Here is a 13433-nt window from a genome sequence, read left to right as displayed (position 1 = left end):
TGTAAATCTTATGAAGCTTTCGCGAATCCTTCGTGTCTATTCGAATGAAACAAAACGACTCGTCAGGAATCCGCCTTCATTGCACGTGGATTTCCCTTCGAGTCGTTGACTATTTTTCTTATTTTGCGCCCGATTCCATGAAAATCGAGTCATAGACAGCAAGCAGTCGACCTTTTTCTTGCTCCCAGTTGTATTGTCTCCTTGCTACGCTTGCCCGCTCCTGCATCGTCCGTCGCAAGCTCTCATCCTTCACTAGACGATTGACCGCCTCGGCGATACTCTGCGGGGATTCGACATCGACGATTAATCCAACTCCTTCTGTATCGACGACACGACGAATTTCTGGTAAGTCGGCCGCGATGACAGGAATCAACGCCGCCATGTATTCGAATAGTTTATTTGAAGAAGCGGAATAATGATTGAAGCAAACGTTCTGGAGGACCTGAAAGCCGACCGTTGCCGCTGCCGTGTAACTGGGTAGTTCAGCAAGCGGAACCTTATCAATGAAGCGGATACGAGACTTTTCCGATGATTGCGTGGCCAGTTGCATCAGTTTCCCTTTTAACTTTCCATCTCCAACGAAAATAAGTGTTCCTCGATCGATGAACGGCATCGCTTCGATGAGTCGCTCTAGTCCACGTCCTTCTTGGATGCCACCTTGATACAATAAAATCGGCTCATCTGGTGCAAGTGCTAATTCTTCGCGTAACGGTCGCGGTTGCGGAATAATCGGTTCGTAAAACGGATAATTGTGCAGGACGGATGGTCGCGTTCCATATAACTTCTGATGGTAATCTGCACGCGTGTCATTTTCAACGATCGTCTGATTGACGAAGTGAAGCAACCAGCGCTCTAATTTCCCTTGCATGCTCCCGTATCCTGTCCGATCGGTCTGGACTTCATGCGAGTCATAGACGATTTGGGCACCACGCGCTGCCCCAATCGCTTGTGGTAACGTATTGACATCGTTCGCATGCATGACGTCATAATCATGCTTTCGGGCAGCACGTGTCATACGAAGAATGCCGAAACTGTTATAGAGGGCGTAACGGATGAATCGACTTCGCATGAGCAAAAAGAGCACGAGCATCACGGGAATAAGCCATGGCGCAAGAAGCGCACCCATCACGCCGATGACAAGTGTCCGTTTTTTCCGTTTACGAAAGAACGGGAGCCACCTCGCAAAAGGTGGCGTCCGATCGATTCGAATGACGCGAAACCCTGACATCGGGTATTCGACTTCTGGAAGTGTGCCGTCATTTAGACAGTATAGGTCCACGCGGTGTCCTGCTTCGACGAGTGCTGTACATTCACGCAAGACACGAGCGTCATTCGTAAACGGATTCCAAACAAACATTCCAATTCGCTTCATTCTGCGACCGCCTTTCGTGACTGCGTTTGTTCGATAGCTTCAAACAAGCGCTGTTCATTTTGTTCCCAATCAAAATGATGTTGGACGTATGCCACACCTGCACGCCCCATCGCTGCACGTTTCTCTGGATTTCGTGATAACTCGAGAATATGATCGACGATCTCCTCTTTTTTTCGCTGGACAGACACGTAACCTGCTCCTGCCTCTTCGATGACATGCGCCGCGTGTCCGGATACCGCTCCGACGATGGCACACCCCATCGCCATGTAGTCGATGATTTTTCCAGGTGTCACCGTATCGAACGCTGTACTTTCGACGAGTGTCGCAAAGGCAATATCACTCTTCGCAAGTTGTTTCAACGCATCCCAGCGTGGCATCGCGTCAAGAAATTCGATGTTCGTCAACCCACGTTCCTTAACGAGTCGTTCGAACGTTTGCTTGTGATAACCGTAACCGACGACTTGAAAACAGATATCTTCCTCTTGTTGAAGTTCCTGTGCGACGTCAAGCAACAAGAACACATCTTGTGCGAGACCGATATTTCCTGTATACACGACGCGGACTTGTTCCGATACTTTTCGGCGTTTGATCAACCACTCATTTTCCTCGATAGAGTTCGGGATATAATGAATTTTTTCCGGTGCAATGCCCCGCCCTTCAATATATGATCGAAACCCCTCACTGTTGATGACCAATTGATCTGCCTGTCGATACATCCACTTTTCAAGCCAGTAGAGCGGCGTCAATAAGAGACGCGAATTCGTGATGCCGACGCCAATCAATGATTCCGGCCATAAATCACGTACATCGAGAATCAAAGGAGCCTTTTTGACGTGTTTCGCGACGACCCCGACGAGTCCCATGAAGATGGATGGCGTCGTCGCATAGATGTAGGCATAGGATTTCGGGTCATGTCGCACTTCTTTTACCGCGAGCACGAATTGTTCCACGAACAAGCGAAGACGCCGCCATAAATTATTCGTCGCCCGGACGTCACGCGGTTGGATACGAGTCACATGTGCCGTATCGAGGCTCGGTTCATCCCAGAACATCGAGTCCGTATAGAGTTCTGCCGTCGGATAGACCGGTTCTGACGTCAACACATGGACGTCACTTCCTGCTTGTTCCATCCGCTTGAAGATATTCTTCATTCGGTTTGCCGCACTCCCGATTTCCGGATAGAAATTTTGACAAATCATCAAGACGTTCATCGACGACTCCGGCGCTGCTTGAGTTGACGTCGGAACTTCCAGTAGCGGACGACGATTTTTCCGAGCTTTGATCGTGCGAGTGAGCGGTATTTTGATTTCCATGATGCATTCGCCTCCAGCAATTCCAGATTTGCCACCAATGATCCTTCGAATCGATCAAGCAGTACGGCATATTGTTCTTCGAGCATCTTATATTGTTCACGCTGTTCCTGTAGTTGCTGTTCATGACGTAGTGATTCCGATTGTACCTGTTCGAATAAATCTGTTTGTTCCCCTAACCGCTGAACTTTTCGTTCTAGATTCTGTTGCTTGCGTTTTAAATCAATGATCGTTGCGAGATGCAATCGTTCCACCTCTTCAAAGGCGTCTTCAAGCCATTCGACTTCCGCCGGTAGAATAGATCGACCGGATCGAGGTTCCGGATAGACTTGAATCGTGATCCCAAGCCACTTGTCAATCCGCTCGATCGTCTCGATCTTACCGAAGGGTGTCAACTGTTCAAGCAGTCGGTTTAAATAATACGTCCGTTTGTGATCCGCATAATCGTTCACTCCAAATGGGACTGTGATGACGAGTCGTCCTTCTGGTGCGATGAACGAGACGGCACGGGCGATAAAGCGCTCTGGCTCCCCGATATGTTCCAGTACTTCCGTCATCAAGACTGTATCGAATTGAATGTCAGGTGTGTACGTCATGACATTTGCTTCATGTAATTCCACTTTTTCTTTTACGGATGCCGGTTCTTCAAGTAATGCTTGTTTGGCCTCGATGATCGCTTCTGGTAACACATCGATCCCGATGACATGTTTCTCTTCGCGTCCGAGCAAAATCGGGACGACTCCACCCGAACAACCAATATCTAAAATGTGCTCTCCTTTTGCTTGTCGAACGATCCAGTGAACACGCGCGCGGACTTTTTTACCGAATCCACCGCCTAACTGATCGTAGTAGGCAGCTCGGATTTGATCCTTGGGGCGTACTGTTTTCATCGATGCCGTCATTTTTGCACCTCCTCGAGTAGTAAGTGTTGAAGTCGATCCGTCTCCTGTCGATCTGCAAGCTCCATGAATCGACGAATCAACGGGTTCGTCAACGTGATTGGTTCATAGAATCCGATAATCGTGCGTAGTAATGCGACACTCGGTGCAAAGTCCTTATCACTGCAGTAGCGTAACTTGACAAGATACCAATGCTCAAAGAAATGCTCGAATCGAGTTTCCTTGTATTCCTCTAGCACTCCATAACGAGCGAATTTCTCAGCTCGTGCCCGCTCTCGGACGACACTTCGTTCAAAGAACTTCACCGTCAATGCATTCACGGTTGACCCTGCAACGGCTGCGTAATAATAATGGATGACTCGATTGACGAGTAAGACACGGTTCGCGCGAAGCATCAATTCTTGGAAGAACAAGGAGTCCTGACCGACCGCACCGACGACTTGTTCCAATTGATGTTCAAGCAGGAAGGTACGACGGACGACGAGTGCTTGAATGCTTTGTACCGCAAACCGATGTTTCAATAGAAAAGCTTTCGGATCCTCACAAACCGTTCGTCCTTGTTTACGAATCGTTGGCAAGGCGATGATGCTCGTCTTCTCGGCAAGCTTTTTCATATGCCCTGCCACAAAATCAAGTGATGGATCTTTTTCTAGTTCTTGAAGCAAAAAGGCATATCGATCACTGAGTACCTCGTTATCCGGATCAAGGAACGTCACATAGTCAGCTCGTGCCATCTCGACTCCTTTGTTACGCGGACGTGAAGCACTACCGCTTCCGCCTGTCTCGAAGAAATAAGTTCTGACATTTCCATAGCGTCGTGCGAGACGCTCTACGGCTTGACGTGTCGCAACATCCGTTGATCCATCATCTACGAGTAAAATCTCCGACTCCATGAATCGATCCATCCGCGTTAGACTGGCGAAACATTTATACGTGAGGTGTTTTCCATTGTTATAGATCGGAACGACGACCGACAGTTGCGGAATCTGATTCGTCGGAACTACCGCCTGCTCGTTCCACTCCAATTGATCGAGCAATAGTGTTTTTCCGTTCAGTTCACCTGCTTGGAACATGTCATATCCGATAGCTGATCGCCAAACAATCGCACCGTTTCGACTACCGCTCATCTCTTGTACATGATACGGATGCTCGCTTCCCTTTCGGACGATGCTGGCATCGCTATATTTAAAGCCATTCACGAGGTCCTCTAAATAATGTTCGCCGTAAGATTCCTCTCCATCCATCCAAGCAACGAGATCGGCTTGATCATAGGTTTGCTCCGTCAACGTATCCGCTGAGACGATTTCATCTGGTGTGAGACTTTGGCGATCGATTGCGTTACGGATGGCTTCCCCATCCTGGGCGACGACGATGAGTAAGCGATGTTTCCGTGTTTCAGGTACTCGTCCAATGAACGCTAGAATCTGATCCATCCGTTCGAAGACTGTATGTTCCGTCATGACGGCACGAAGTCCTTCTGCTCGCAATCGTTCGATTTCTTCTTGCGACGTACGTTCTAAGATCGCCGTCGCCTCCTGTGCGTCATGCACGGTGAAGATGTTCGGAAACTCGTTGTTGACGGCGATACTGTAATTCGACAGGATCAAATTCCCGAGTGCTTGCGACTCATAGACGCGACGAGCACACATCGTTTTACTGTACTTGATGCTATTCAGGTTCAAGACCCAGTCGTAACATTTACTAACTTGTTGTAAAGCATCATAAGGAATCGCTGGTGCGACCCGTGATTGATAGCGCTCCGGAAACTGATAGGCTGGTAAGTCGAGATGATAATTCCGATCCACGATATCGAGTTCGTGCGAAGACTGCATGACCCCATCAAACAACATCTCCGTATCTTTCACGCGCTCCGGATATTTCGCCATCCAGCTACCGGCAAATAAAACGCCTTTCTTACGGCTACGTGTCGCTCCGATTGGATTGTGAATCAATGGATTGATACCAAACGGCATCGCCATAATCCGATCATGACCACATAAGACGCGATATTCAGGAATCATCGCCTCATCTGAAGTCAGGACATAATCGGCAGCTTGCGCCACGTCTTGAAACCGTTCATGATTGCTCGGATCTTCCGTTGATTGAAAAACGACTGGAATTCCTTTGGCTTTGACTTCCTGCATCATCGAAAGCAGTCGTTGGCGTTTCTTTGAATTCGGTGTGGCGACACCTTTCCAATCATCCCCTCGTAACCCCTTCCATGAAGAGACGACTAAAAAGAGATCAATCTCGCGCTCGAAAACTTCTTCGAATGTATGCGCATTGACGTAGTGGAGATGAACGGCATCTTCATAATAGGCGTACATGAATTCCGAGCAGACGATCGCCATCTCGATTGGTCGCTTTTCATAGTAACGCGTCGTCGTCCGGACCGGAATCTCCGAGACATCCAATTGATCTAGTAGTGAAGCTTGGCTATTTTGTCGGTAACGTGTCGTCGTGTTATTAGAAGTTCGAACCGTCGGTAGTCGCAAGACGTCTAGCTGACGGAGTTTTTCGAGTGCATCTTTACTTGCGGTCGTCTCGCTTGTCAGCCGTTTTTTCTCTTCGCGGACCCAGTTCAGTTGTTGCATGATTTGTCGTTTCCATTTTTGATCACTCACACGTAAACACCCTTCCTCTTTTCAACTCTTTCTTAGTCTACGGAAGCAGTTCAAAGGCTACTTGAAGGACTTGCAAGGTTTTTGTAAAGACTTCATGAAGCTTTTTTGGATTTTCCTTACATTCCATTTCAGTCAACCTGTATTTCCTAGGAAATCGACCGGTTTCGCTTTCTTGTCCGTGGAAGTCATTCACATGTTTTCAAAAACGAATCCTATGCACCCTCATTGTTTTGGATTTAAAAAACGGGGAAACATTACTATGTACTGATAAAAGGAGATGACTGGACATGTTAAACGAAAAAAATCATGATTTACCAGATGAAAAGGCAGACGTTGGTCTTCACCCGGACCCTGATCCAGCTGAGACATCAAATCCCGGCATCAAGCCTGCGGAAACACAACATCCGGATCCTGATCCTGAAGAGCTCAAGCGCGATCGAAAAGATTCATGAATCTCACGCCATAGAAAAAGAGGTTGCGGAAATGATTCCGCAACCTCTTTTGGCATGTTTACTTCACTTTTACTAGTAGTTTCCCTGTGTTCGAGCCATCGAACAAGCCAAGGAACGCATCTGGTACACGATCGAACCCTTCAAAGATCGTCTCTTCATATCGTAATTTCCCTTCACTGACCCATTGACCGAGTTGCTCAGCCGCTTCCTTGAATCGTTTGCCATAATCCCCCACTAAGAAACCTTGCATACGCGCACGCGCAATGATTAATTTCGATTGAACACGTGGACCGATGTCCTGTTGTGCGTTATACCCAGAAATAGCGCCGCAGACTGGTACCCGCGCGAATGGATTGAGTCGATCCAGGACCGCATCGCCGATCTCTCCACCGACATTTTCAAAATAAACATCGATGCCGTCTGGACACGTCCGGTCTAAAGCTTCCCGGATGTCTTCCGTTTTGTAGTTGATGACTTCGTCAAAACCAAGATCTACTTTTAAGTGCTGTAACTTTTCGTCACTTCCTGCAATCCCAACTACTCGTGCACCTTTGATTTTAGCGATCTGACCAACGATCGATCCAACAGCCCCTGCTGCTGCCGATACGACAACAGTTTCTCCTGGCTGTGGATTCCCGATATCAAGCAACCCGAAATACGCCGTCATCCCTGTCATTCCGAGAACACCGAGCGCTGTTGAGATTGGAGCGATCTGCTCATCGATTTTACGGACACTTTTCGCATCGACGACTGCTTTCGTTGCCCAATCGAGCATCCCCACGACGACATCACCTGACTTGAACGCCTCACTTTTAGACTCGATGACACGCGCTACGACACCCCCGTGAATCGGTTCATCAATCTCAAACGGTTGCGAATAAGAACGCGTATCGTTCATACGTCCCCGCATATATGGATCGACTGAGATATAGAGTGACTCCAGTGCGACTTGCCCTTCTCGTAAATCTGCTAACTCAAATGATTCATAACGGAATGTTTCCCCTGTTGGTTTTCCGTTTGGTCGTTCCGCTAATACGATACGTTGTTCTGACATGATTCATGACCTCCTCATTCAATGTACTTCTTCACTGTAACAATTCCGTTTCTGAAAGACGAATCCTTTGATCGTTTGGAATTTTCTAACTTTTTCTTGACGTCCTTCTGTTCTTACCGTAAGATAAAACACAATTCACAACTTTTATACTGTTATGCACAAAAGCGTTACATAAGGAGAGGATTTTATGGATTCATCTATTTTGCGTCAGCCACGTCAATTTGCAGTGCATGTTTTAAACGGTCTCAGTATTGGAATTCTCGTTGCCCTTATTCCAGGAGCCTTACTCGGTGAACTCGCTAAGGCATTGTTGCCATATGTGTCCGGAGCCCAACATGTTTTAGACGCAACGACACTCGCGATGCGACTTTTACCAATGGTGATTGGTGTCGCCGTAGCGATGCAATTTAAAGTGACACCGATTGCCACCACGTCGATTGGACTCGCGACGGTCGTCGGCTCAGGTGTTGCGACCCGTGCGGATGCGACATTCGTTTTCGTCGGTACAGGTGATGTCATCAATGCTGGTTTGACGGCAGCTATTGCAACAGCAATCGTCTTATTGATTGGTGAACGCTTCAAAACATATACGGTGCTTGTCATGCCAACGATTTTGATTGTCGGTGCCGGTGGAATTGGTGTTCTGACGTATCCGTTCGTCACACGGATTACGACAGCAATTGGACATGTCATCTCAGACTTCACGGCACTTCAACCCGTCTTGATGGGCATTCTAATTGCGGTCGCCTTTTCCGTTCTCATCGTCTCTCCGCTTTCGACGGTCGGCATTGCAACCGCGATCAGTTTATCGGGTGTTGCTGCCGGCGCTGCCAATCTAGGTGTCTGTGCTGCTGGTTTTGGTCTTGCGATTGCCGGTTGGCAAGCGAATTCACGTGGAACGTCGATTGCTCATTTTCTCGGTTCTCCTAAAATCCAGATGGCGAACTTCATTCGTAATCCATTGATGATTCTACCTGTCATGTGTAGTGCCGCTATCCTTGGTGCATTAGCTGGAATGCTCGGTGTTCAAGGTACACCGTTTAGTGCCGGATTTGGAATGTCTGGTTTAATCGGTCCAATCAATGCGCTACACCTGATGTCAGGAGGATGGACGCTCTTCAATATGACATTCGTGCTTGGTCTTTTTATCGTCTTACCCATTATTCTCTGTTTATTGTTCCATCTACTCTTCCGGAAGTTCCGTCCATGGATGAGCGCAGAACCATACCGACTCGATTTCGAGTAAGTGCATCTTGCTTGATATTTTAACCACAAAAAAGCCAAGCCGACCGTCTGAAAAAATCGACGCGTCTAGCTTGGCTTTTTTCTTCTTTATTTTTCAATCACTGTTAACAAATCAAGCGGTGTCTCGATGACATGATCTGCCGAATTCCACTCGGATGGCGTACCAAAACCATATTGACATAAGACGACCGGCATATGTTCCTTACGAGCCGCTTCGACATCAGAAGACCGATCTCCAATCATCCAGTAAGATCCTTCTCCAAACTCATCGCGGTGAGCGCGTAAGATATCCGATTTTTCTTTTCCATTGACGGATTCTAAGCATTTCGGACTCGTAAAGAACGAACGAATGTCTTGGCTATCCAGCACAAGGTTTAGATAGTGGTTGCCACAATTACTCGCAGTTGAAATGGTATGTCCCGCAGACACTAGCGCTTCTAATAAAGATCGAATTCCGTCGAACAAGACGTTCTGTTCTGCCATCGTCGCTTCTAGATGACCATGTCTTTTTTTACGAATCAACCGAATATCCTCTTCTGAGGCTTCCGGAATCGCCTTACGCCAAAAGGCACTTCCTGCTAAACCATAGCTTGCTTGTACACTTGCTTGAGATGGTTTTGGAAGATGCGGCATGTCCTCCATCGCTCGATGGATTGCTTCTGTCATCTGTTCCGTTGAATCGATCAATGTACCGTCAATATCGAATAAGATAATTGCCATGTTCCCACTCCTTTTAGATCTCTTTTTTTGCTTTTCTCTTTTTTTGAATCAAGTAGCCAACCGTAATCAACACACCTAAACCAATCCAAACTATCGGATGATTGAGATGGTGCAATTTTCGCCATTCATGCCCGACGGCTTTCCCGCCCCAAATGAAGATCGCTGACCAAAGGAAAAAGGAAATCGTCGTCACGACGGTAAACGTCCAGCGTGAAACACCAGTTAGACCGGCACCAATTGCAAATCCGATGCGCCACATTGGAGACAGAAGAAGGATATAGCGTCCCTTCGTCTCCATTTGTGTCTGAAACTGGAGCATTTTTGTTTCCGAAATCCGAAACCATTTGAACAAACGATTCAATAACCGTTCACTCCCGAACTGACCAATCGTAAAGAAGAGGTTCTGACTAATGACGAAGCTCACTACAGCGAGGAACACCATGAATAGCAGATTCGCCTGTGCCGTATGCACGAGATATCCTGCATACGCGAGCGGTACTTCGCTCGGTATGAATGGAAACATGAGCGTCATCATGATCCCGATATAACCGTATGATTCCATCCAGTGGTGTCCCATCTTCGCCCTCCCTCTCTCTTTACCAACTATTTCTAGTGTATCGAACTTTCAAGAGGGCGTACAGGAAACGGCTCTTTTTACATCAGAAAGAGCGACTTCTCATAGTGAAGTCGCTCGAATCATTATCTATTTGATTAATACGCATCCTCACTTTGTACTGGTTGCGTACGGCGCTTTTGTTGTTCATCTTGCCAGTCACTGAAACGTGTCAATTCTTCAAAGACTGTTTTCGTGACGAAAAGGATGACCGCGATATCGTCTGCGAAACCAAATCCGAGTACGAAATCAGGTACGAGGTCAATCGGTGACACGAGGTAAATCAACGCTCCGATTACTTTTAAGATCGTCGTACGACGAATGTTGCGATATTCACCTGACTGGTACGCGCGAATCATATCGACGAACAACGTCAACGGTGAGAAGACGACGGACAAACGAGAGTTACCGTTTACCTTTGCAGTTGCTCGTTGTAACAGCGAGTTCGTCTTTTTCGGGCGATCGATATAATCTTTTGCATCTTCGGCATATTGATTTTGTTGTTTTTCTAATTGTTGATTCGAGAATTTCATTCCTATTTTCCCCCATTCTAAAGTAACTTCAACGCTTTTCTATTTCCCTGTTCCTACGGATGATAATCCTGTCAGGTTTCAGGATATGATGGAACGGTAAAAAAAGGAGAGAAGCGTTACAGAAAGGATGATTTTTATGAATCATGTTAATCAAACCGTCATCATTACGGGAGCCGCGAATGGCATTGGTGCAGAACTCGCCCGCACCTACGCTGCGCATGGCGCAAATGTAGTTCTTGCTGACATCGATCAGATGACAGGAGACGAATTAGTTCAACAAATTGAAGAAGATGGTGGGACGGCTTACTTCTATCACCTCGATATCCAACACGAAAAAGACGTTCAACTGTTGATTGAAAAAGCGATTGAACATACTGGTCGTATCGACATCGTCATCAATAACGCCGGTATCATGATTCGAAAACCCTTACTCGAATTGTCACTTGAGGAATGGGATCGGGTTCATCATACGAACCTGCGTAGTATCTTTTTAACGACTAAGGCCGCTACACCTTATTTGAAACAAAGTAAAGGTGGTGGTCGGATCGTCAACCTGGCTTCGACCCGCGCCTTCATGTCGGAACCGCATACAGAATCTTATGCATCGACGAAAGGTGGCATTTTTGCTCTGACCCATGCACTTGCTGTCTCACTCGGAGAAGACGGAATTCTCGTCAACGCGATTGCTCCTGGTTGGATTGAAACCGGTGACTATCAAGAATTATCACCTGAAGACCACAGTCAACATCCAGCTGGTCGCGTCGGAAAACCAAGTGATGTCGCTCGTGCGGCTCTCTATCTAACACACCCGGATAACGATTTCTTGACGGGCGAAACACTGGTTCTAGACGGTGGGATGACACGAAAGATGATTTATGAAGAATGATTCGGACAGAGTGCCTTTCGGGGCACTTTTTCATTTCACAAAAACTATATTTATACCTTTTTCAAACATTAATAAACGTTCAATTTATACGATGTTACAAAAATATATCTTCTGACATCATTCGGAAATCAATCAATTACATAATGATTATTCCTTTCATATCAACATATTCTATTTATTCTTCTGTTCACGCATCATTATTTTCATAAATTCTTCATACTTTCTGCTAGCTTCTCTTGTATTTTTTTAAAAGAATTGTAAAGTGGATTTTCTGATTTTCTTGTTAGAGTGGGATAGGTAACACTTCACAAGGGAAAGGAATGACGCTTAGTTTATGAAACGACCTTTCGGAAAGTCAATCGGGTTATCGCTCATGACACTTACCTTACTCGCAAGTCCGCTCATGACGACGACTCCCGTCGATGCGGCAAGTTCATATAAAGAGAAACAACAACAAAATCAGCAACAACAATCGAAGCAACGCGAGGCGTTGTCTCAAAAAAAGAATCAATTATCTAAAGCACAGCAACAAGTCTACGCCCTGGATCAACAGATTAATGGGCTGACATTACAAGTCGTCGAGAATCAAAAGAAAATCGACGAAAACACGAAACAGATTGCTCGATTAGAAGATAAGATCGAGAAGTTGCAAAAGAAAATCAAGAAACAAGAAAAAATGCTCGGTGATCGTCTGGCGGTCCGTCAGTCGAAAGCCGATAATGCCCCGCTGCTTGAAGCCGTCTTCGGTGCAAAAGATGTCGGTGATATGATCAGTCGTTTCAATGCCTTCAATACGATTGCGGAAAGCGATGCTTCTTTATTAAAAGATTACGAATCAAACAAAAAAGAACTGGCAGCTGCGAAAGAAGAATTGAAGCAGACACGCCAAGACTTGATTGAAGATCGTAATGTTTTAAAAAAGAAACAACGTGAACTCAAAAAAGAAAAACAAAAACGAACAGCACTCTTGAAACGTCTGACGTCACAAAAGAAAAAAATCGAATCCAACATCCTCAGCCTGAAAGAGGCATCGGCCCAACTGAAGGCACAGGAAGCAGCTGAAAAAGCAGCAGCACGAGCAGCAAAGGCAGCTGCTGCAAAACAATCGGCGGCGCCAGTATCTGTTAGCAAGGCTAGTACGAAAGTCATCTCAAAAGCAAAAGGTAAATTCATCAAACCTGCTCAAGGTTCTATCTCGCAAGGAATGGGGGCAGCAAGCGGAAGTAATGGTTATGCGTACCACAATGGAACCGACTTCGCTGGTCCACTCAACTCGCCAATCGTTGCATCTGCAAGCGGGACAGTCATTTTAGCAAGTTCAGGTGGCCCTTACGGCAACCACGTCTATATCTCTCATAATATCGACGGAAAAACGTATACGACCGTGTATGCCCATATGAATGCCTTGAACGTTAAACAGGGACAACAAGTCAAACAAGGACAGCAAATCGGTGTTCTCGGAAGCACCGGTAACTCGACTGGTCCACACTTACATTTTGAAATCCACGATGGTGGATACAAGTATGATGCGAATGGACGGACGAATGAGCTCGATCCAGAAAGCTTCTTCTAAGTCGATTCAAGAAAAAGGGGCTGACTCAAAAAAGAATGACGCGTCTTTTCACGCCCTTTCCTCAGGCGAGACACAAGCCAGTTTTCTTGCTTCATTCAAGCAGGAAAGCGGGTCTTGTTCGTCTCTGACAGCGCATAATGCACTTTTTCCTG

Annotated in this window: 12 protein-coding genes; 4 read left to right on the top strand and 8 right to left on the bottom strand. The window is 46.5% G+C overall.

Annotated elements, in window-relative coordinates; all coding sequences use genetic code 11:
• Positions 1–118: 118 nt before the first annotated feature.
• Genes B4F99_RS00510 through B4F99_RS00495 form a run of 4 tightly spaced genes read right to left on the bottom strand, consistent with a single transcriptional unit; the run spans position 119 to position 6205 of the window.
• Positions 119–1372, bottom strand: coding sequence for a glycosyltransferase (locus B4F99_RS00510; RefSeq protein ID WP_290754731.1), 1254 nt, complete (start codon positions 1370–1372; stop codon positions 119–121).
• Positions 1369–2685, bottom strand: a complete 1317-nt coding sequence (locus B4F99_RS00505; protein WP_290754729.1) for a glycosyltransferase family 4 protein — start codon at positions 2683–2685, stop codon at positions 1369–1371. Before B4F99_RS00505 ends, B4F99_RS00510 begins: the two co-directional genes overlap by 4 nt.
• On the bottom strand, positions 2580–3584 hold the full coding sequence (locus B4F99_RS00500; RefSeq protein ID WP_290754727.1) for a class I SAM-dependent methyltransferase: 1005 nt from the start codon (positions 3582–3584) through the stop codon (positions 2580–2582). Before B4F99_RS00500 ends, B4F99_RS00505 begins: the two co-directional genes overlap by 106 nt.
• Positions 3581–6205: a glycosyltransferase gene (locus B4F99_RS00495; RefSeq protein WP_290754725.1), complete on the bottom strand. Its 2625-nt coding sequence runs from the start codon at positions 6203–6205 to the stop codon at positions 3581–3583. The genes B4F99_RS00500 and B4F99_RS00495 overlap by 4 nt, the downstream gene beginning before the upstream one ends.
• Before the next feature lie 287 nt (positions 6206–6492).
• Here B4F99_RS00495 and B4F99_RS00490 point away from each other — a divergent pair, with 287 nt between their 5' ends.
• Positions 6493–6657, top strand: a complete 165-nt coding sequence (locus B4F99_RS00490; protein ID WP_214854816.1) for a hypothetical protein — start codon at positions 6493–6495, stop codon at positions 6655–6657.
• 58 nt (positions 6658–6715) lie between these two features.
• Here the strand turns inward: B4F99_RS00490 and B4F99_RS00485 are convergent, their stop codons facing one another.
• Positions 6716–7711, bottom strand: a complete 996-nt coding sequence (locus tag B4F99_RS00485) for an NADP-dependent oxidoreductase (protein WP_290754724.1) — start codon at positions 7709–7711, stop codon at positions 6716–6718.
• 187 nt (positions 7712–7898) lie between these two features.
• Between B4F99_RS00485 and B4F99_RS00480 the strand changes: the two genes are divergently transcribed.
• Positions 7899–8957 (top strand): PTS transporter subunit IIC, encoded by a 1059-nt coding sequence (locus B4F99_RS00480; RefSeq protein WP_056060085.1) that lies wholly within the window; start codon positions 7899–7901, stop codon positions 8955–8957.
• 86 nt (positions 8958–9043) lie between these two features.
• Here B4F99_RS00480 and B4F99_RS00475 read toward each other — a convergent pair whose 3' ends face one another.
• The 3 genes from B4F99_RS00475 to B4F99_RS00465 all read right to left on the bottom strand — a co-directional run bounded on the left by B4F99_RS00475 (position 9044) and on the right by B4F99_RS00465 (position 10822).
• Complete coding sequence (locus B4F99_RS00475; RefSeq protein WP_290754721.1) at positions 9044–9676, bottom strand: HAD family hydrolase; 633 nt, start codon at positions 9674–9676, stop codon at positions 9044–9046.
• A 13-nt stretch (positions 9677–9689) separates the two neighbouring features.
• The gene (locus tag B4F99_RS00470; protein WP_290754719.1) at positions 9690–10253 is read right to left on the bottom strand and encodes a DedA family protein; all 564 of its coding nucleotides are present in this window, start codon (positions 10251–10253) and stop codon (positions 9690–9692) included.
• A gap of 134 nt (positions 10254–10387) precedes the next feature.
• The gene (locus tag B4F99_RS00465) at positions 10388–10822 is read right to left on the bottom strand and encodes a YkvA family protein (RefSeq protein WP_029341012.1); all 435 of its coding nucleotides are present in this window, start codon (positions 10820–10822) and stop codon (positions 10388–10390) included.
• A 136-nt stretch (positions 10823–10958) separates the two neighbouring features.
• Between B4F99_RS00465 and B4F99_RS00460 the strand changes: the two genes are divergently transcribed.
• Both B4F99_RS00460 and B4F99_RS00455 read left to right on the top strand, forming a co-directional pair.
• A complete protein-coding gene (locus B4F99_RS00460) occupies positions 10959–11708 on the top strand; it encodes an SDR family NAD(P)-dependent oxidoreductase (protein ID WP_290754717.1) in 750 nt (249 codons plus the stop codon).
• Between the two features lie 334 nt (positions 11709–12042).
• Positions 12043–13281, top strand: coding sequence for a murein hydrolase activator EnvC family protein (locus tag B4F99_RS00455; protein ID WP_290754715.1), 1239 nt, complete (start codon positions 12043–12045; stop codon positions 13279–13281).
• Positions 13282–13433 lie beyond the last annotated feature (152 nt).

Source organism: Exiguobacterium sp. UBA3491, assembly GCF_002377745.1.
Lineage (GTDB): Bacteria > Bacillota > Bacilli > Exiguobacteriales > Exiguobacteriaceae > Exiguobacterium_A.
This window is presented reverse-complemented; position numbering and strand designations above follow the sequence as displayed.